This window comes from uncultured Microbacterium sp., assembly GCF_947489255.1.
Lineage (GTDB): Bacteria > Actinomycetota > Actinomycetes > Actinomycetales > Microbacteriaceae > Microbacterium > Microbacterium phycohabitans.
The window spans coordinates 64,357-82,509 of the sequence record NZ_CANLCY010000001.1; the positions used below are offsets into that span (position 1 = coordinate 64,357).

Annotated in this window: 18 protein-coding genes and 2 tRNA genes; 14 read left to right on the forward strand and 6 right to left on the reverse strand. The window is 69.3% G+C overall.

Going from position 1 to position 18,153, the window contains the following annotated elements; all coding sequences use genetic code 11:
• From gyrA to Q0818_RS00335, 9 genes are all read left to right on the forward strand, one after another.
• Complete coding sequence (gyrA, locus tag Q0818_RS00295; protein ID WP_298870120.1) at nucleotides 1-2,631, forward strand: DNA gyrase subunit A; 2,631 nt, start codon at nucleotides 1-3, stop codon at nucleotides 2,629-2,631.
• Nucleotides 2,628-3,029, forward strand: coding sequence for a DUF3566 domain-containing protein (locus Q0818_RS00300; protein ID WP_136586371.1), 402 nt, complete (start codon nucleotides 2,628-2,630; stop codon nucleotides 3,027-3,029). The genes gyrA and Q0818_RS00300 overlap by 4 nt, the downstream gene beginning before the upstream one ends.
• Before the next feature lie 65 nt (nucleotides 3,030-3,094).
• Nucleotides 3,095-3,168: transfer RNA gene (locus Q0818_RS00305), tRNA-Ile, on the forward strand.
• 13 nt (nucleotides 3,169-3,181) lie between these two features.
• Nucleotides 3,182-3,254 (forward strand) — tRNA-Ala (locus Q0818_RS00310).
• Nucleotides 3,255-3,424: 170 nt separating this feature from the next.
• Nucleotides 3,425-4,126, forward strand: a complete 702-nt coding sequence (locus tag Q0818_RS00315; RefSeq protein ID WP_298870123.1) for a FadR/GntR family transcriptional regulator — start codon at nucleotides 3,425-3,427, stop codon at nucleotides 4,124-4,126.
• Between the two features lie 111 nt (nucleotides 4,127-4,237).
• On the forward strand, nucleotides 4,238-5,653 hold the full coding sequence (locus Q0818_RS00320) for a four-carbon acid sugar kinase family protein (protein ID WP_298870125.1): 1,416 nt from the start codon (nucleotides 4,238-4,240) through the stop codon (nucleotides 5,651-5,653).
• Between the two features lie 54 nt (nucleotides 5,654-5,707).
• Nucleotides 5,708-6,610, forward strand: a complete 903-nt coding sequence (locus Q0818_RS00325) for an NAD(P)-dependent oxidoreductase (RefSeq protein ID WP_298870127.1) — start codon at nucleotides 5,708-5,710, stop codon at nucleotides 6,608-6,610.
• Nucleotides 6,611-6,654: 44 nt separating this feature from the next.
• Entirely contained in the window at nucleotides 6,655-8,082 is a 1,428-nt protein-coding gene (locus tag Q0818_RS00330; protein WP_298870129.1) for a GntP family transporter, read from the forward strand.
• Nucleotides 8,083-8,181: 99 nt separating this feature from the next.
• Nucleotides 8,182-8,613 (forward strand): NUDIX hydrolase, encoded by a 432-nt coding sequence (locus Q0818_RS00335; RefSeq protein WP_298870130.1) that lies wholly within the window; start codon nucleotides 8,182-8,184, stop codon nucleotides 8,611-8,613.
• A 6-nt stretch (nucleotides 8,614-8,619) separates the two neighbouring features.
• Here Q0818_RS00335 and Q0818_RS00340 read toward each other — a convergent pair whose 3' ends face one another.
• A complete protein-coding gene (locus Q0818_RS00340; RefSeq protein ID WP_298870132.1) occupies nucleotides 8,620-9,093 on the reverse strand; it encodes an aminoacyl-tRNA deacylase in 474 nt (157 codons plus the stop codon).
• A complete protein-coding gene (locus Q0818_RS00345; protein WP_136586367.1) occupies nucleotides 9,090-9,662 on the reverse strand; it encodes a DNA helicase in 573 nt (190 codons plus the stop codon). The genes Q0818_RS00340 and Q0818_RS00345 overlap by 4 nt, the downstream gene beginning before the upstream one ends.
• A 101-nt stretch (nucleotides 9,663-9,763) precedes the next feature.
• Between Q0818_RS00345 and Q0818_RS00350 the strand changes: the two genes are divergently transcribed.
• Together Q0818_RS00350 and Q0818_RS00355 are read left to right on the forward strand one after the other, a co-directional pair.
• Nucleotides 9,764-10,321, forward strand: a complete 558-nt coding sequence (locus Q0818_RS00350; RefSeq protein ID WP_298870133.1) for a peptidylprolyl isomerase — start codon at nucleotides 9,764-9,766, stop codon at nucleotides 10,319-10,321.
• A 16-nt stretch (nucleotides 10,322-10,337) separates the two neighbouring features.
• Nucleotides 10,338-11,264: a rhomboid family intramembrane serine protease gene (locus tag Q0818_RS00355; protein ID WP_298870135.1), complete on the forward strand. Its 927-nt coding sequence runs from the start codon at nucleotides 10,338-10,340 to the stop codon at nucleotides 11,262-11,264.
• 51 nt (nucleotides 11,265-11,315) lie between these two features.
• Here the strand turns inward: Q0818_RS00355 and Q0818_RS00360 are convergent, their stop codons facing one another.
• Entirely contained in the window at nucleotides 11,316-11,555 is a 240-nt protein-coding gene (locus tag Q0818_RS00360; RefSeq protein WP_076673116.1) for a cell division protein CrgA, read from the reverse strand.
• A gap of 54 nt (nucleotides 11,556-11,609) precedes the next feature.
• Here Q0818_RS00360 and Q0818_RS00365 point away from each other — a divergent pair, with 54 nt between their 5' ends.
• The 3 genes from Q0818_RS00365 to Q0818_RS00375 are packed head-to-tail and all read left to right on the forward strand — an operon-like array spanning nucleotide 11,610 to nucleotide 13,200.
• Nucleotides 11,610-12,392 carry a class E sortase gene (locus tag Q0818_RS00365; protein ID WP_298870142.1) on the forward strand — a complete coding sequence of 261 codons (783 nt, stop codon included), beginning with the start codon at nucleotides 11,610-11,612 and terminating at the stop codon, nucleotides 12,390-12,392.
• Nucleotides 12,392-12,547: a hypothetical protein gene (locus Q0818_RS00370; protein WP_256334149.1), complete on the forward strand. Its 156-nt coding sequence runs from the start codon at nucleotides 12,392-12,394 to the stop codon at nucleotides 12,545-12,547. Before Q0818_RS00365 ends, Q0818_RS00370 begins: the two co-directional genes overlap by 1 nt.
• Complete coding sequence (locus Q0818_RS00375) at nucleotides 12,544-13,200, forward strand: aminodeoxychorismate/anthranilate synthase component II (RefSeq protein ID WP_298870148.1); 657 nt, start codon at nucleotides 12,544-12,546, stop codon at nucleotides 13,198-13,200. The genes Q0818_RS00370 and Q0818_RS00375 overlap by 4 nt, the downstream gene beginning before the upstream one ends.
• Here the strand turns inward: Q0818_RS00375 and pknB are convergent.
• From pknB to Q0818_RS00390, 3 genes are read right to left on the reverse strand one after another with little or no spacing between them, the layout of a single operon-like run.
• Nucleotides 13,172-14,872, reverse strand: a complete 1,701-nt coding sequence (gene pknB, locus Q0818_RS00380) for a Stk1 family PASTA domain-containing Ser/Thr kinase (RefSeq protein WP_298870150.1) — start codon at nucleotides 14,870-14,872, stop codon at nucleotides 13,172-13,174. The genes Q0818_RS00375 and pknB overlap by 29 nt on opposite strands.
• 31 nt (nucleotides 14,873-14,903) lie before the next feature.
• A complete protein-coding gene (locus tag Q0818_RS00385; protein WP_298870152.1) occupies nucleotides 14,904-16,688 on the reverse strand; it encodes a serine/threonine-protein kinase in 1,785 nt (594 codons plus the stop codon).
• Nucleotides 16,685-18,139: a penicillin-binding protein 2 gene (locus tag Q0818_RS00390; protein WP_298870153.1), complete on the reverse strand. Its 1,455-nt coding sequence runs from the start codon at nucleotides 18,137-18,139 to the stop codon at nucleotides 16,685-16,687. Before Q0818_RS00390 ends, Q0818_RS00385 begins: the two co-directional genes overlap by 4 nt.
• Nucleotides 18,140-18,153: the final 14 nt, after the last annotated feature.

An 18,153-nucleotide genomic window follows, 5' to 3' on the forward strand; every position in this document is an offset into this window, starting at 1 on the left:
ATGGCTGACGAAAACACTCCCGAGCCCGGCGACGTCCGCGACGTGGCCGCACACAACCACGGCAGGATCGACCAGGTTGACCTGCAGCTCGAGATGCAGCGGAGCTACCTCGACTACGCGATGAGTGTCATCGTCGGGCGCGCGCTGCCCGACGTCCGCGACGGTCTGAAGCCGGTGCACCGCCGTGTGATCTACGGCATGTACGACGGGGGTTTCCGCCCCGACAAGTCGTTCTCGAAGTGCGCCCGCGTGGTCGGCGAGGTCATGGGGCACTACCACCCGCACGGTGACGCGCCGATCTACGACGCCCTCGTGCGTCTCGTGCAGCCGTGGTCGCTGCGCTACCCCCTGGCCCTCGGCCAGGGCAACTTCGGCTCGCCCGGAAACCAGGGCGCCGCCGCCCCGCGGTACACCGAGACCAAGATGGCTCCGCTCGCGCTCGAGATGGTGCGCGACATCGAAGAAGAGACCGTCGACTTCGAGGACAACTACGACGGTCAGACGCAGGAGCCGACGGTCCTCCCGTCGCGGTTCCCGAACCTGCTCGTCAACGGCTCGGTCGGCATCGCGGTCGGCATGGCGACGAACATCCCGCCGCACAACCTCCGCGAGGTCTCCGCCGGAGCGCTCTGGGCTCTCGAACATCCGGATGCCACCCGCGAGGAATTGCTCGAAGCCCTCATGGACCGCATCCCGGGTCCCGATTTCCCGACCGCGGCCCAGATCCTCGGCACCCGCGGCATCAAGGACGCCTACCGCACCGGCCGCGGGTCGATCACGATGCGCGCGGTGGTCAACATCGAGGAGATCCAGGGCCGGACGTGCCTGGTGATCACCGAGCTGCCGTACCAGGTCAACCCCGACAACGTCGCCGTCAAGATCGGCGACCTCGCGCGCGAGGGCAAGATCACCGGTATCGCCGACATCCGCGATGAGACCTCGGGCCGCACCGGTCAGCGACTCGTCATCGTCCTCAAGCGCGACGCGGTCGCCAAGGTCGTGCTGAACAACCTGTACAAGCACACGCAGCTGCAGGAGAACTTCGGCGCCAACATGCTGGCGATCGTCGACGGCGTGCCCCGCACCCTCCCGCTCGACGGCTTCATCAGCCTGTGGATCGACCACCAGGTCGAGGTCATCGTCCGTCGCACGCGCTACCGCCTGCGCAAGGCCGAAGAGCGCATGCACATCCTGCGCGGCTACCTCAAGGCTCTCGACGCCCTCGACGACGTCATCGCGCTCATCCGCCGGTCGCCCACGGCCCAGGATGCCAACGAGGGACTGCAGAAGCTCCTCGACATCGACGACGTGCAGGCCCAGGCCATCCTCGACATGCAGCTGCGCCGTCTCGCGGCCCTCGAGCGCCAGAAGATCGTCGACGAGGCCACCGAGCTCGAAGCGCGCATCGCCGACTACAACGACATCCTCGCCACTCCCGGTCGTCAGCGCACGATCATCCGCGACGAGCTGACGGCCATCGTCGACCGCTTCGGCGACGACCGTCGCACCGAGATCCTGCACGGATTCGACGGCGACGTGTCGATCGAAGACCTCATCGCCGAGGAGGAGATGGTCGTCACCGTCACCCGTGACGGCTACATCAAGCGCACGCGCAGCGACAACTACCGCTCGCAGCACCGCGGCGGCAAGGGTGTGAAGGGCGCACAGCTGCGCGCCGACGACGTGGTGGAGCACTTCTTCGTCACGACGACGCACCACTGGCTGCTGTTCTTCACGAACAAGGGCCGGGTCTACCGCTCGAAGGCGTACGAGGTTCCCGAGGCCGGTCGGGATGCCAAGGGTCAGCACGTCGCGAACCTGCTCGCCCTGCAGCCCGACGAGGAGATCGCACAGATCCTCGACATCCGCGACTACCAGGTGGCGACGTACCTCGTTCTCGCCACCCGGGGCGGTTTGGTGAAGAAGACCCGCCTCGAGGAGTACGACACCAACCGTCAGGGCGGTGTGATCGCGATCAAGCTGCGCGGTCAGGCCTCCGACGAGGGCGACGACGCCGAGCAGGGCGGCGCCGACGAGCTCGTCAGCGCGCTGCTGGTCGACGAGGGCGAAGACATCCTCCTGATCAGTCGCTTGGGCATGTCGCTGCGCTTCTCCGCCACCGACAGCGCGCTGCGACCGATGGGCCGCTCCACGTCGGGCGTGAAGGGCATGGACTTCCGCGAGGGCGACAGCCTGCTCTCGGCATCCGTCGCGAAGGACGATGAGTACGTGTTCGTCGTCACCGAGGGCGGCTACGCCAAGCGCACGGCGGTGACCGAATACCGCATGCAGAACCGCGGCGGATTGGGCATCAAGGTGGCCCGTCTGACCGACGATCGCGGCGTGCTCGCGGGCGGAATGATGGTGTCCGAGACCGACGAGGTCCTTGTGGTTCTTGCCAGCGGCAAGGTGGTACGCTCCTCCGTGGCCGAGGTGCCCGCCAAGGGACGCGACACGATGGGTGTCGTTTTCGCCCGCGCAGGCGGCGACGACAAGATCATCGCGATCGCCCGCAACGCCGAGCGCAACCTGACCGAGACGACGGAGACACCCGCGGAGCCCACCGCAGATGATGCGGACGAGGCCAGCGCCTCCACTCCCGAGACCCCCGAGGAAAGTACTGACGCATGAGCACGGTAGCCGACAAGCTCGCCAAGAAGTCGACTCACAAGACCCCCGCCAAGCAGGTGCGGCTGCGCCTGGTGTACATCGACTTCTGGTCGGCCGTGAAGCTGTCGTTCCTGGTGGCGGTCGCTCTCGCGATCGTGACCGTCGTGTCGTACTTCCTGATCTACCTGGTGGTCTCGGCGACGCTGCTCACGAAGCTCGACGAGTTCTTCACCAGCTTCACCGACGGCGGGGCGACGCTCTCGCAGTACATCGGACTGCCGCAGGTGATGGCGTTCGCGGCGATCGTGGCCATCCTCAACCTGGTCGTCGTGACCGTTCTCGGCGCCGTGATGGCCGGCATCTACAACCTCGCGGTGAAGGTGACCGGCGGTCTGCTCGTCGGTTTCACCTCGAACTGACGTCGATTCGTCAAAACCTCGCGAGTCCGGTAAAGTCTTCGAGGTTGATATCACGTCAGCGAGACGGGGCTATAGCTCAGGCGGTTAGAGCGCTTCACTGATAATGAAGAGGTCCCAGGTTCAAGTCCTGGTAGCCCCACCCCTTCCCTCGCGGGGCCTTAGCTCAGCTGGTAGAGCGCCTGCTTTGCAAGCAGGATGTCAGGAGTTCGAATCTCCTAGGCTCCACTCTCGCGAAACGAGAAGCCGACCTTCGGGTCGGCTTTTCGCATATCCGCCGCCGCATCCGCCCGAGGGGGCGCGACGGGATCGCCCGGGCGGAGGTCGTACGCTGGACCCATGACGGCGGTGCGACTGGTGGGCCTGCGGCGGACGCCCGTGCCACGGAGGACCACCCGGTGAGCCGCCGGAAATCCCTGGTGAACACCGTGGCCGACGATCTGTTCGACCGGATCGTGGCGGGGGAGTTCGGACCCGGCGATCCGCTACCGAGCGAGGCCGAGATCGGGGAGCAGTTCGACGTCAGCCGGGTCACCGTGCGGGAGGCCCTGCGCACGCTCACGACGCGCGGCATCGTGCGGGTGGTGTCCGGCATCGGTTCCCGGGTGGCTCCTGTCGAGGCATGGCGCTCGGTACCGGATGCGCTGCGCTACCGGGCCGCTCACGGCGACGACGCGACCGTGTCGGAGCAGCTGATCTCCACACGCCGCCTCATCGAGTGCGAAGCGGCCGCGCTCGCGGCCCCCCTGATCTCGGATTCGGCGCTCGAGGACTGCGAGGCCTGCATCACGGCGATGGAGGACGCGTCGAAGGCCGCGGACGTGGATGCTTTCGTGGCATCCGATCTGCGATTCCACAGCGTCATCCTCGAGGCGTCGGGCAACCTCTTCCTCGCGGTCCTGCTGGCCCCGCTGACCGAGGTGCTCGCCGATCGTCGTACCGAGACGTCGCGGGTGCCGGAGATCCAACGGCATGCGATCCACGAGCACCGCGCGATCGTCGCGGCGCTGCGTTCCCGGGACAGCGCTGCATCACGCGCCGCCATGGAGCATCACCTGCAGCAGACGCTCGACGATCTGCGCCACTACGTCCTCCACTGAGCTGGGCGTCGTCGTCGCCCGCTTGACTCCTGACGACTGTCTGCTGCATGCTGTCATACACCTGACAGCAGAGCGGCGCGGGAGCCGCTCACTCGATGACGAGGAGTGAACGTGGCATCCATCGATCTGCACGCGCTGCCGCCGGCCGCCGAACCCGACGTCGACGCCCTCGCCGCTCGCGTCGCGCGCAGCGGGCGCGTGTTCGTCGTGCTCGACGACGATCCCACCGGCACGCAGTCGGTCGCCGACCTCCCCGTCCTCGGCGCGTGGGACGTCGACGACTTCGCGTGGGCCTTCGCCTCGGGCGCCCCGGCGGTCTACGTGCTGACGAACTCGCGGAGCCTCGATCCCGAGTCCGCGGAGCGGGTCAACCGCGAGGTCGTGCGCAACGCGATGGACGCCGCGGCCACGGCGGACCTGCGGGTCGCGTTCGTCAGCCGGAGCGACTCCACCCTGCGCGGTCATTACCCGCTCGAGCCCGACGTCATCTCGTCGGAGGTCTCGAACGCGGGAGGGGCCCCCATCGCGAACGTGGTCATCGTCCCCGCCTTCCCGGATGCCGGGCGCATCACGGTGCGCGGAACGCACGGGATGCTCGACGCCGGCGACTTCACCCCCATCGGCGAGACCGAGTTCGCGAAGGACTCGACCTTCGGGTTCGCCTCCTCGCGCCTGGCGGACTGGGTCGAGGAGAAGTCGCACGGGCGCTTCGCGGCGTCCGAGGTCGTCGAGGTGCACATCGACGTGCTGCGGGACAGCGCGGAGGCCGTCGCCGACGCCCTGCGATCGGCCCCCGAGGGTGCGCCCATCGTCGTCGACGCCGTCGTCGAAGAGGACCTCGTGCAGCTGGCGCTCGGACTCGAGATCGTCGAGGCCGAGGGGCGCGCGTTCGTCTACCGCGTCGGACCTCCGTTCCTCCGTGCGCGCATCGGGCAGCGCCGGCGCGAACCCATCGCCACCGACCGGGCGGGCGAGGGCGGAGCCACCCGCGGCGGCCTCATCGTCGTCGGGTCCCACGTCGGACTCACCAGCCGTCAGCTCGCCCACCTCATCGCGAACCGCGACCTCGCGGCGGTCGTGGAGATCGACGTCCCCCGTCTGCTCGACCCCGAGACCGGGACGCAGGAGGTGTCGCGCGCCGTCGCCGCCGTCTCCGATGCGCTCCTGCGCGGCGACGTCGTGCTGCACACCAGCAGGACCCTCGTGCGGACGGAGGATCCCGACGAGAGTCTCCGGATCTCGCGGCGTGTGTCCCAGGCGGTGGTCGACAGCGTGCACGCCACCGCCGAACGACGCACCCCGCGCTTCGTCATCGCCAAGGGCGGGATCACCTCCAGCGACGTCGCGACGCGAGGTCTCGACATCCGTCGCGCCCACGTGAAGGGCTCGCTGTTCCCGGGCATCGTCTCGGTCTGGGAAGCCGTCGACGGTCTCGCCGCCGGCATCCCGTACGTCGTCTTCGCGGGCAACGTCGGCGACGACACCTCGCTGACCGCAGCCGTCGAGCGGCTCTCCGCCACGCCCTGACCGCGGCACTTGTCGCCGCACCTCCCCCTTCCGTCGTCCGCAAAGGAGCACCCCATGACCGTCGTCCCCGCACCTACCGTCGCCGTCCTCGGACTCGGAGCGATGGGCCTTCCGATGGCCGCCCGCCTCGCCGAGACCCTGCCCGTACGCGGCTTCGACATCGCCGACGCGCGTCTCGCCCTCGCGGAGAAGGAGGGGGTCGTCCCCACCCCGTCGGCTCAGGATGCCGCGACCGGAGCCCAGGTCGTCCTCGTGGCGGTGCGCGACTCGGCGCAGCTGACCGACCTGCTCTTCGGGGCCGCGGGAATCGCGGAGGTCCTCACCGCGGGGGCGGTCGTCGTGCTCACGAGCACCGTCGGAACCGACGGCGTCACGGACGTGGCATCCGCCCTCGCCGAGAGGGGGATCGGCCTCGTCGATGCGCCGTTGAGCGGAGGGCCCGTCCGCGCCCGCCAGGGCGACCTGCTCATCGTCGTCGGTGCCGCACCCGCCGACCTCGAGATCGCTCGACCGGTGCTCGAGGCCCTCGCCTCGACGCTGACGGTCGTGGGAGAGCTCGCCGGCGACGGGCAGGCGTTGAAGACCGTGAACCAGCTGCTGTGCGGGGTGCACATCGCGGCCGCGGCCGAGGCGCTCGCTCTCGCCGACCGGTTGGGGCTCGACCTCGAGCGCACCCTCGAGGCCCTGCAGGCCGGAGCCGCGGCCTCGTTCATGCTCGGCAACCGCGGACCGCGGATGCTGCAGGCCTGGGACGACGAGGGCGCGGAGGTCCTCAGTCGTCTCGACATCTTCGTCAAGGACATGGGGATCGTCGGCGCGGCCGCCCGTCGCGTGGGACTGCCCGCACCGCTGGCGGCCGCTGCGGAGCAGAGCTACCTCGTCGCGCAGACCCAGGGTCTCGGCGAGGTCGACGACTCCGCGGTGATCCGCATCTCCGCCCCGACCCGTCGGTCCTGACACCTCACCCCGCCCACCCGCACCGTCAAGGGAGACCCCGCGAAATGAGCACGCCCGTCCTTCTGGCCATCGGAGTCGGAGGCATCCTCCTTCTCCTCCTCCTGATCATCAGACTGAAGCTGAACGCCTTCCTCGCGCTGCTGATCGTCAGCATCATCGTGGGGTTGGCAGCGGGGCTGCCGTTGGCCACCGTGCCCGCGACGGAGGACACCCCCGAGAAGCTCGGCGTCGTGCCCGCCATCGTGGCGGGTCTCGGCAGCACCCTCGGCTCCATCGCGATCCTCATCACGCTGGGGGCCATACTCGGCCGCATCATCGAACTGTCGGGCGGGGCCTCGAGCCTGGCAGGGCGCTTCACCGAGATCCTCGGCCCGAAGCGCGTGGGCGCCGCACTGACCGGTGCCGCCCTCGTGCTGGCGATCCCTGTCTTCTTCGACGTCGGATTCATCATCCTCGTGCCGATCGTGTACGGCTTCGCCCAGGCGGCGGGACTCAAGCCCCTGCGGTTCGGTCTTCCCGTGGCGGGGATCATGCTCGCCGTGCACGTGTCGGTTCCGCCCCACCCGGGCGTCGTCGGCGGAGCCGCCCTCCTCGGAGCCGACATCGGATGGCTCACCATCGTCGGAATCCTCATCGCCATCCCGCTGGCGTTCGTCAGCCACCTGCTGTCGAAGCGTCTGACGCGTCGCGAGTTCGACATGCTGGCCTCCACGGAGGAGATGTTCGAGCAGGCGGGCCGCGGGGGCGTGCAGACGACGGTCACGGGCACGGTCACCTCCACCATCGCACCGCCCTCGGCGGGGATGGTGCTCACCCTCATCGTGACGCCCCTCATCATGATCGGGATCGGCACCACGGCCGCCACGGTGCTGCCGTCGGGCGACCCATTGCGCAACATCGCCCAGTTCATCGGTGCCCCTCTCTTCGCGCTGCTGGTCACCGTGCTGCTGGCGATCTACTTCCTCGGCGTGCGCCGCAAATGGGGCCGCGACAAGATCAGCGATGTGCTCGAATCGGCTCTGCCGCCGACGGCGGCGATCATCCTGGTCAGCGGTGCGGGCGGTGCGTTCGCGCGCGTCCTCACCGAGAGCGGCATCGGTTCGGCGCTGTCGAGCGTGCTCCTGCAGACCGGGCTGCCGGTCCTCGTCCTGGCTTTCGTGGTCTCCCTCGCGCTGCGCGCCGCGCAGGGATCGGCGACCGTCGCCATCCTCACCACGGCCGGCCTGCTCACCGACACCGTCGCGAACGGCGGCTTCTCGATGCTCCAGATCGTCGCGATCACCCTGGCGATCGCCTTCGGCGCGCTCGGCCTGTCGCACGTGAACGACTCGGGCTTCTGGGTGGTCACCCGTTACCTCGGCCTCAGCGTCGGAGACGGCCTGCGCACCTGGACCGTCTTGACCACCGTGCTGGGCGTGTGCGGATTCGCCCTGGTCGCCGTGTTCTGGGGCATCGCCACCGCGGTCGGCTGACCCGCGCCGGCCCGCTCGCGTCCGCCTCCCGGGCGGACCGGGCGGGTTCGCGCGTACCGCGCGTCCTCGCAACCCGGTGGAGGTGGCTAGAGTCTGGTCATGGACATGCGGGTCGCCGCGTACGCCGTCATCACCGACGCCGACGACCGCGTGCTGCTCGCGCACTGGATCGACGGCCGCCGGGCCGCGTGGACGCTCCCGGGCGGGGGGCTCGAGCCCGGAGAGGATCCCGTGCAGGCGGTGCGCCGCGAGGTGCGCGAAGAGACCGGGTTCCGGGTGGTCGTCGGCGACCTGCTCGGCATCCATTCGCGGGTCATCCCGGCCGAGTCGCGGCTCGCGGAGGGGGCCAGGGATCCGCTGCACGCGTTGCGGATCGTCTACCTTGCCCGGATCGTGGGCGGGCGGCTCCGCTTCGAGACCGACGGCTCCACCGACCGTGCGGCGTGGTTCACGCTCGCGGCCGCCCGGAAGGTGCGGAGGGTGCAGCTCGTCGACATCGCGTTCCGGATGGCGGACCTGCCCCGTCCGTGAACGCGGTCAGGGACGCTCGGTGGTGATGTCGGCCACGGTGGCGCCGTAGGCCGCGATCAGGTCGTCGGCCTCGACGAAGAGGCTGAAGCCGTGCGCGCCCGCGCCCATGGCGGTACGGGTGCCCACGATGCGTTCGTCGGCGTAGACGGGCCATGCGGTGGAGCTGCCGATCGGCACGATCGTGCCGCGTTCGTAGCCCGTCGCCGCGAGGGCGAGCTCGGGCTCGGGGAGGCGGAGCTTGTTCACGCCGACGACGGCCCGCAGCTTCGGCCACGAGATGGCCCGGTCGCCGGGAACCAGGGCGAAGAGGTACGTGTCGTCCGACCTCTTCACGACGAGAGTCTTGACGATGGATGCCGGCGGGATGCCGAGCAGCGCGGCCGCTTCGTCGAGGCTCGATGCCGCCGGGCGCTCCCGCACATCGACGGAGAGGCCGCGCTCGCGCGCGGCCTCTCTGACTCTGATGGTGGGATCGCTCACGCGTCCGGCGCGCGCAGCGGGTCGTCGGCCACCCACAGCTCGTCGTCCGCACGCAGCGTCTGCCATGCGGCGTACGCGACGCCCGCCGCCGCGACGACGCCGAGGATGATGGCGATGACGCCACCGGCCCCGATCCCGTCGTGCTGCGAGGGGAGCTTCTTGGAGAGGCGCTTCGAGGCCTGCTTGCCGTACTTCTCGGCGCGCTTGGCGTACTTGTGGGCGTCGAGCTCGAAGCCCTTGCCCTTGGCGAGACGGTCACGGGTGTCGCCCGCGGCGTCCCACACCGAGAGTGCGCCGCCGACGACAGCACCGGCGGCCGGAACGACCTTGTTGCTGAGGAAGCGGTTGCTGTACTTCACGCTCTTGTCGACGTACGGTGCGGCGTACTTGTTGTAGCCGTCCTGCACGGCGGGGACGAGATCTTCGCGGCTGAAGCGACCGAGCTGGTGGCCGGCTTCACGAGCGACCTTCCCGCTCTCGCCCAGCAGCACCTGCTGCGACTCCCACACCTTGGCGGCGTGCTTCTGGAGCTTGCGCAGTTCCTTCTTGCTCTTGCGGCTGAGGCCCACGGCTCATCCTCCCTATCGATGGGATGTACGTTGCCCTCATCTTGCCAGAACGGGCTGTCCGCGCCGCCGACCCTTGCAGATAACTCTGAGAGAATGTACCCATGGCCAACCACACCGCCGTCGCGACCCTGCACACCAACCACGGCGACATCGTCGTCAACCTCTTCGGTGACCACGCTCCGCGCACCGTCCGCAACTTCATCGGTCTGTCCGACGGGACGCAGGAGTGGACCAACCCGGCCACCGGCGCCAAGGGAGAGGGTCCCCTCTACTCCGACGTCATCTTCCACCGCATCATCCCCAACTTCATGATCCAGGGCGGCGACCCGCTCGGTCAGGGGATCGGCGGCCCCGGGTACACGTTCAACGACGAGATCCACCCCGAGCTCGACTTCACCGCGCCGTACAAGCTCGCCATGGCCAACGCCGGCCTCCGCCGCAACGCCATCACCGGCCAGGCCGAGGGCACGAACGGCTCGCAGTTCTTCATCACCACCGACCCCACCCCGTGGCTCCAGGGCAAGCACACGATCTTCGGCGAGGTGGCGGACGACGCCTCCAAGGCCGTGGTCGATGCCATCGCGGCCGTCCCCACCGGTGCCCAGGATCGACCGAAGGCAGACGTCGTGCTGCAGTCGGTCGACATCGTCTCGGTCTGACCCCGGACGGCGGCGGGTGTCCACCACCGACGAGTTCCGTCGCAACAGCGACAACTTCTGTTACCGGCATCCCGACCGGCAGAGCTTCGTGCTGTGCCAGCGGTGCATGCGCACCGTGTGCTCGGAGTGCCGGACGCCCGCCGCCGTCGGAGTGATCTGCCCCGAGTGCATGGCGCAGCAACGCGCCGCGCAGACGCCTTCCCAGAAGAAGGCGGAGCGTCGCTGGGCGTCCCGCCCCATGTCGGTCGTGTCGTCCGGTCGTCCGACCATGACGCTCGGCATCATCGCCGTGACCGGCCTGGTCTACATCATCGGGCTGATCCCGGGCGTCGGTGGCGTGCTGTCCGACCTGCTGGCGTTCAACAGCTTCTTCCTCCTCCCGCAGGCGGGGCTGTTGCAGCCGTGGCGCCTGTTGACCGTGGCCCTCGTGCACGGCAGCTTCCTGCACATGGCGCTGAACATGCTCGCCCTGTGGTTCATCGGGCGCAGCCTCGAGCCCTTGCTCGGGCGCGCGCGTTTCCTCATCCTGTATCTGCTGGGGGCGCTGGGCGGTTCGGTGGCCGTCGCGCTGCTGGCGCCGGGAGTGTGGACGGTCGGTGCGTCGGGGGCCATCTTCGCGCTCTTCGGCGCGCTGCTGGTGATCGGGCGGCACCTCGGCGCCGACATCCGCGTGATCGCGATCCTCATCGGCATCAACTTCGCGTGGCCGTTCGTCCTCGCGGGGATCAACGCGATCGGATCCGGCGACTTCGCGTCGTCGCTCTCGGCGATCGGCATCTCGTGGCAGGCGCACCTCGGCGGCCTGGTCACGGGCGCGGTGGTCGGCGTGATCTACTCGCGCACGCGCGCTCAACGACAGCGAGGTCTGCAGATCGGTCTGCTCGTGGCGTTCACGGTGGTGCTCATCGCCCTGCTGGCGATACCCGCCGTGGCCTACCTCTGAGACTTATCCACAGCCCCATCCACAGGTGGGGATGAATTACACGGGTGTAAGTCAGCGCCACCGGGTGGTCATGAGGAAACCGACGAAGGCGATGCCGAACCCGATGACGAGGTTCCACGGGCCGATCCCCGGGATGGGGAACTGCGAGTTGCTGAGGTAGAACACCAGCACCCAGACGAGGCCGATCAGCATCAGGCCGATCATGATGGGCAGGAACCACACCGGGTTCGGGGCGGATCCACCGTCGTTGCGTTCGGCGATCGGGTCTTCGCCTTTGCCAGTTCGAGCCATGCGGCACAGTCTAATGCTCCGGTGTCCGCGAACCCACGGAACTAGACTCGCCTCGTGCACACCGTCACGCAGCCGCAGACCCGACGGGCGAGGCGGCGCACGACGGCCCCCCGCCGCGGGCTCTCGGTCGTCGGCGTCATCGGTGACCTCCTCGTCACGGCCGGTGTGCTGGTGCTCCTCTTCGTCGTGTGGCAGTTGTGGATCGGCGACGTGATCATCGGGTCGCAGTTCAAGAACGAGGCGCGCGACATCACCGAGTCCTGGGCGGCCGACCCGCCGCCACCGGCCCCCGGCGACACCTCGACCCCCGGCATTCCGCCTACGGCCGATCCGCCCGAGATGACGCAGCCCGACGACGCGCAGATCTTCGGCGTCGTCCGCATCCCGCGTCTGGGTCCCGACTACCAGTTCCGCCTCGCCGGCGGAGTGAGCGCGTCGCGCACGCTCGACCCGATCGGCCTCGGGCACTACCCCGACACCGCCATGCCCGGTCAACTCGGCAACTTCGCGATCGCCGGTCACCGCGGGAGCCACGGGGCCCCGTTCGCGGACCTTCCGTCGTTGCACATCGGGGATGCCATCGTGGTGGAGACCGAGACGGGGTGGTACACCTACCGCTATCGCAACCTCGAGTACGTGCGTCCGGATGCCGTCGACGTGCTGCTGCCCTTCCCGCAGCAGCCCGAGATCGAGGCGACGGACCGCATCATCACGATGACGACCTGCAGCCCGCGCTACGGCTTCTCGGAGCGCGCGATCGCCTACGGCGTCTTCGAGTCGTACACCCCTCGTACCGAGGCGGGCCCGCCGCTCGCCCTCACCTCTGGAGCCACCTGATGTACGGAGCCCTGTGGCGCGTCCTCCCCGGCCCCTGGTGGGTACGACTGCTGATCGTGCTCGTGCTGTTGGCGGCCGTGTTGTACGGACTGTTCTTCTACGTCTTCCCGTGGGTCAGCGACATCGTCTACCCGCAGGAGGTCACGGTCGAGTGAAGCCCTGGCGCGTCGTCGTCGTCGACAACCGCGACAGTTTCGTCCACACCCTCGCCGGCTACCTCCGCGACCTGGGCGCGGAGACCGTGCTCGTGGCGGCCGACGACGTCCGGCTGACGGCCCTGGTCCGCGACACCGCCCGCGCCGTCCTCGTCTCTCCAGGCCCGGGCCACCCCGCCGACGCCGGCCAGTCCGAGCGAGTGGTCCTCGAGGCGGCGGAGCTCGGCATCCCCCTGCTCGGCGTGTGCCTCGGACACCAGGCCATCGCGACGGCGTTCGGTGCTCGCGTGGGCCACGCCCCGGAACTGCTCCACGGAATCACCAGTGTCGTCCGACACGACGGTACGGGTGTCTTCGCCGACCTTCCGGACGGATTCGCGGCGACCCGCTACCACTCCCTCGCGGTGGGCCCGGCGTCTGTCCCGGACGAGCTCGAGGTGACGGCGCGCACCGATCACGGCGTCATCATGGGGATCCGCCACCGATCGGCGCCCATCGAGGGAGTGCAGTTCCACCCCGAGAGCGTTCTGACCGAGGGAGGTCACGCCCTCCTGGGCCGGTGGCTCGAGGACGCCGGCATGCTGGGCGCGGTGGAACGCGCCGCCCGCCTGCACCCGCGTGGGCTCAGGAGCCCGAGCAGACCGTCAGCGTGATCTCGCTGTGCACGGGCACCTCGCCGGGCGCGAGCGACTGACCGCTCACCGTCGGCGGGGTCGTGGCACGGCATCCGGGATCTTCCGTGGCGATGACCGTCAGCTGCTTGCTGTCGGACTCGAGCTCGCGCTTGGCGCCGTCGAGGGTGTACCCGGTGTAGTTGACGATGACGACCTGACCACTGGCGACCACGAGGTTGACGGCGGTGCCCTTGGCGAGCTGCGTCTCGGCCTCGGCGCTCGCGGAGATCACGGTGCCCGCGGCGAGGGCGGGGTCGGTGGTGCGACGGATCGATCCCACCGAGAGTCCCGCCCCCTCCAGTGCACTGCGGGCGGCGGTCTCGGAGAGGCCCTCCAGTGCGGGCACCGACGCGGTGTCGGGTCCGGTCGAGACGTAGACGGTCACCTGCTGACCGGATGCCACGGTGGTCCCCGCAGCGGGGGTGGTGCGCGTGACGTTCCCCGCGGCGATGCTCGCGTCGGGTTCGTTGACGCGGCTCGCGGTGAGCTCCTGCGCCTCGAGCGTCTCGACCGCCCGGTCGTACGACATGTCGACGACGTTGGGGACGGTGAACGAGCTCGTGGGGACGTCGTCGTTCGGCTGGATCTGCATCACCCAGATGAGCACCGCGACGAGGAGGACGGCGAGGACGGTGACGCCGGCCCAGATCCAGGCCACGGGAGGACCGGGTTGGGTGCGACGCATGGTCGTGTCGGTGCTGAGCTGCCGCAGCGAACGGGCGGTCTCCGCGGCCTGGCGGGGATTGGGCCCGTAGAGCTCGTTCGACAGCGCCGACATCTGACGCTTCGTCGGCGCCTTGCCGTCGGCGGTCTCGTCGAGCGCCTCGCGGAATCCCGCGGCATCCTGCGGACGCTGGAACGGATCCTTCGCGAGGGCGCGCAGCACGATCGCGTCGAGTGCGCGGGGGATGCTCTCGACGATCTCGCTCGGCGGCAGCGGCGCCTCGCTCACGTGCTGGTAGGCGACGGCCACGGGTGTCTCGCCGCGGAAGGGAGGGCGACCGGTGAGCAGTTCGTAGAGAACGACACCGGTCGAGTACAGGTCGGCGCGGGCGTCGACCGATTCGCCCTTGGCCTGCTCCGGTGAGAAGTACGCCGCCGTGCCCACGATCGCGGTGGTCTCGGCGACGGTGGAGGACGAGTCGGACACGGCGCGCGCGATGCCGAAGTCCATGACCTTCACGCGCCCGGCATCCGTGATCATGACGTTGCCGGGCTTGATGTCGCGGTGCACGACTCCCGCGCGGTGGGAGTATTCGAGGGCTTCGAGGATGCCGTCGACGTAGCGCAGGGCGTCGTCGACCGGCACGGAGCCCTCGGCGATGATCTCCTTCAGCAGGCGACCGTGCACCAGCTCCATGACGATGTACGGAACGGGGCGCTCCTGGCCGTCGACGCCCACCTCGACGTCTTCGCCCGCGTCGAAGACCCGGACGATGGTCGGGTGCGCCATGCGCGACGCCGCCTGAGCCTCGAGACGGAAGCGCGTGCGGAACGCGGCGTCGCCCGCCAGATCGGCCTTGAGGATCTTGATGGCCACCGTGCGCCCGAGCGTCTGGTCGTAGCCGCGATAGACGCTCGCCATGCCGCCGCGACCGATGAGGTCGTCGACACGGTAGCGCCCCGACAGGACGCGCGTCTCAATGGTCACGAAAAGACTCCCGGAGAGGGTGGATCGAAGCTCAGGGCTTGGTGGTGGGGACGGCGGCGCTCGTCGGGGTCGGGCTGGGCGAGTTGCCCCCCGTGATCGACGCGGACGCCTCGCCCGACGGACCGGCCGTGCGGTCGGTCCCCGAGCAGCTGACGGTGTACGTGACGCGCAGCGACTGTCCGGCTGCGTTGCTCACCTTCAGCTGCGCATTGCGCTCGTCGGGCGAGAACGACGCCGTGGACTGGCCGTTCGTGTCGAACGTGCCGTTGGTCGCGGTGAAGTCGTACGACGTCACGCTGCCGGTGCCGGCCGGGCAGGAGTACTGCTGCCACGACACCTGGACGTCGCTGCCGGCCGTGACCGACGTGCCCGGCAGGGTGGGCGTGCCGGGCTGCTGCAGAGGCGTCTCTTCGCCGTAGACGGTCACGGTGATGTTGGTTCCCTCGGGGTTACGTCCCGTGGGGTCGACGATGTAGACGAGGCCGATCTGATCGGCGTTGACGGCAGCCGTGCCGGTGGTGCACGTCGCGCCGAGCTTCGCCCCGCCCAGGATGCTGCGCGCTTCGTCGCAGGTCTTGCCGATGAGATCGAGGGCGTCGACGTCGACCAACTGCGTGGTCTGCGTGGGGGTGGGACTGGCCGACGGCGATGCGGGGGCGCTGGGCGTCGCGGAGCTGGGAGGGGTGCTGGACGCCACCGCGTCGGGCTCGTTCTGGTTCGCGAGCAGAGTGAAGAGGGTTCCGCCGAGCACCAGGGCCAGCAGCACGATGAGCGCGACCAGCGGCCAGGTCCACGGGCTGCGCTTCTTCTTCTGCGCCGCGCTGTCTTCTTCGGTGTGCTCCTCGGTGAGGAGGGATGTGGCACCCGCTGCGGCGCCGGCCGCGGGCAGGAGGCGCGTGGTGGCCGAGGTCTGCCCCGACGTCAGCAGCTGCGTGGCGTCGTCGACGACGGCGGTCCCGGCGGCGATCGCCGGGACGGCAGCCGCGGCGGCGGCGAGGTCGCCGCGACGGAGGGCTGCGGCCGCGCGCGAGACCGCGGCGGACGACGCCGGGCGATCCTCGGGCTTCTTGGCGATCATCGCCATCACGAGGTTCTGCACCGGGACGGCGACCGTCGGCGGCAGCGGAGCGGGCTGCTCGTTGATCTGCGCCATCGCGATGGCCACCTGGGACTCGCCCGTGAACGGACGCTTGCCCGCGAGGCACTCGTACGCGACGATGCCGAGCGAATACGTGTCGGTGGCCGGCGACGCCGGGTGCCCCGACGCCTGCTCGGGGGAGAGGTACTGCACCGTGCCCATGACCTGGCCGGTCGCGGTGAGCGGGACCTGGTCGGCGATGCGCGCGATACCGAAGTCGGTGATCTTGACGCGGCCGTCGGGGGTGATGAGCAGGTTGCCGGGCTTGATGTCGCGGTGCACGAGGCCCGCGGCGTGAGCGGCCTGGAGAGCGGCAGCGGTCTGCGCGACGATGTCGAGGGTCTTGTCGCTCGACAGCGACCCCTCGCGCTCGAGGATCGTGGACAGGGCCTCGCCGGGGACGAGCTCCATGACGAGGAAGGCGCTGCCGTCTTCCTCGCCGTAGTCGAAGACGCTCGCGATGCCCTCGTGGTTGACGAGAGCGGCGTGTCGGGCCTCGGCGCGGAAGCGCTCGAGGAAGCCCGGGTCGCCCATGTACTCGTCTTTGAGGATCTTGATGGCGACGGTGCGTCCGATGACGTGGTCGGTCGCTTCCCAGACCTCGCCCATGCCGCCGATCGCGATCCGCGAATCGAGCTCGTACCGCCCGCCGAAGGTCACACCCTGTGTCGGTCTCATTTACCCAGCACCGCCTCCATGACCTTCTTCGCTATCGGGGCGGCTATCTCGTTGCCGCTCCCGCTCTGCCCCTGGCCTCCACCGTTTTCGACGACCACGGCGACGGCGACCTGGGGGTCGTCCGCCGGTGCGAAGCCGGTGAACCAGAGAGTGTAGGGGCGGGAATCGTTCTCCGCGGTGCCGGTCTTACCCGCCACCTGGACCCCGTCTATTCTTGCATTCGATGCCGCGCCGTCCTGGACGTTCGCCGTCATCATCGACACCATCTGCGCTGCGACGTCGGACTCGATGGCGCGACCGAACTCGCTGCTGGTCCCCTCGTCGGTGACCGACAGGTTGGGCTCGATCACCCGATCGACCATCCTCGGATTCATGACCACACCGTCGTTCGCGATGCCGGCCGAGACCATCGCCATCTGCAGCGGCGTCGCCCGCACGTCGCCCTGGCCGAAGCCGCTCAGCGCGGTCTGCGGGGCGTTGGGGCTGGCGGGGTACGTGGAGGCCGTCGACTGCAACGGCATCGTGAACGACGTGTCGAAGCCGTACTTCTCGGCCTCCGCACGGATCGCGTCGTCGCCCAGTTCGACGGCGAGCTCGGCGAACGGGATGTTGCAGCTCAGGCGCAGGGCCGTGGCGATGGTGACGGTGTCGCCGCCGCCGCACGTTCCGCCTCCCGCGTTGCTGACGACGTTGGTCGACTGCGGCAGCGTGTAGGCGGCGAGGTTGGGGAACGCCGAGTCGGGCGTGTACTTGCCGGATGCCAGGGCGGCCGAGGCCACGACGAGCTTGAACGTCGAGCCCGGGGGGTTGAGGTTGCCCGCGATCGCGCGGTTGTCGAGCGGCTTCGCGGTGTCGGCGACCAGCTGGTCGTACGCCGCGTTCACGGCATCCGAGTCGTGGGAGGCGAGGGTGTTCGTGTCGTAGCTCGGCTTCGAGACCATGGCGAGGATGCGGCCGGTCGAGGGCTCGATTGCCACGACGGCCCCCTGCTGGTCGCCGAGGGCGTCCCACGCCGCCTTCTGCACGCTCGCGTCGAGAGAGAGCTCGACGTTCGAGCCGCGCGGGGCCTGACCGGTGATGGCGCGGTCGATGCGCGAGAAGAACTGGTTCGAGTCGGAGCCGCTGAGCACACTGTTCTCGGCGGCCTCGATGTTGGTCTTCGCGTCGAGCACGGGATTCATGTAGCCGGTCACCGGCGCCCACATCGCGGCATCCGTGTACTGGCGCTGCCAGCTGTAGACGTCGTCGGACGGGACCGATTGGGCGATCGGCGTGCCGCTGACGATGATCGATCCGCGCTGGATCTCGAAGGAGTCGTAGAGGGCGCGGGTGTTGCCCTGGGTGTTGGTCAGGGCGTTCGCCTGGACGACCTGGATGACGCTGGTCGAGGCGAACAGCGCCAGGAACATGGCGAGCATGACGATGCTGAGGCGTCGGAGCTCTTTGGTCACGGTGCCTCCTCGAG

Bases quoted from the DNA above. Each gene is read 5' to 3' on its own strand.
- Q0818_RS00385 (WP_298870152.1), bottom strand. From the start codon at position 16,688: ATGAGACCGACACAGGGTGTGACCTTCGGCGGGCGGTACGAGCTCGAT.
- Q0818_RS00325 (WP_298870127.1), top strand. From the start codon at position 5,708: ATGACCGTCGTCCCCGCACCTACCGTCGCCGTCCTCGGACTCGGAGCG.
- Q0818_RS00330 (WP_298870129.1), top strand. From the start codon at position 6,655: ATGAGCACGCCCGTCCTTCTGGCCATCGGAGTCGGAGGCATCCTCCTT.
- gyrA (WP_298870120.1), top strand. From the start codon at position 1: ATGGCTGACGAAAACACTCCCGAGCCCGGCGACGTCCGCGACGTGGCC.
- Q0818_RS00300 (WP_136586371.1), top strand. From the start codon at position 2,628: ATGAGCACGGTAGCCGACAAGCTCGCCAAGAAGTCGACTCACAAGACC.
- Q0818_RS00335 (WP_298870130.1), top strand. From the start codon at position 8,182: ATGGACATGCGGGTCGCCGCGTACGCCGTCATCACCGACGCCGACGAC.
- Q0818_RS00360 (WP_076673116.1), bottom strand. From the start codon at position 11,555: ATGGCTCGAACTGGCAAAGGCGAAGACCCGATCGCCGAACGCAACGAC.
- Q0818_RS00370 (WP_256334149.1), top strand. From the start codon at position 12,392: ATGTACGGAGCCCTGTGGCGCGTCCTCCCCGGCCCCTGGTGGGTACGA.
- Q0818_RS00350 (WP_298870133.1), top strand. From the start codon at position 9,764: ATGGCCAACCACACCGCCGTCGCGACCCTGCACACCAACCACGGCGAC.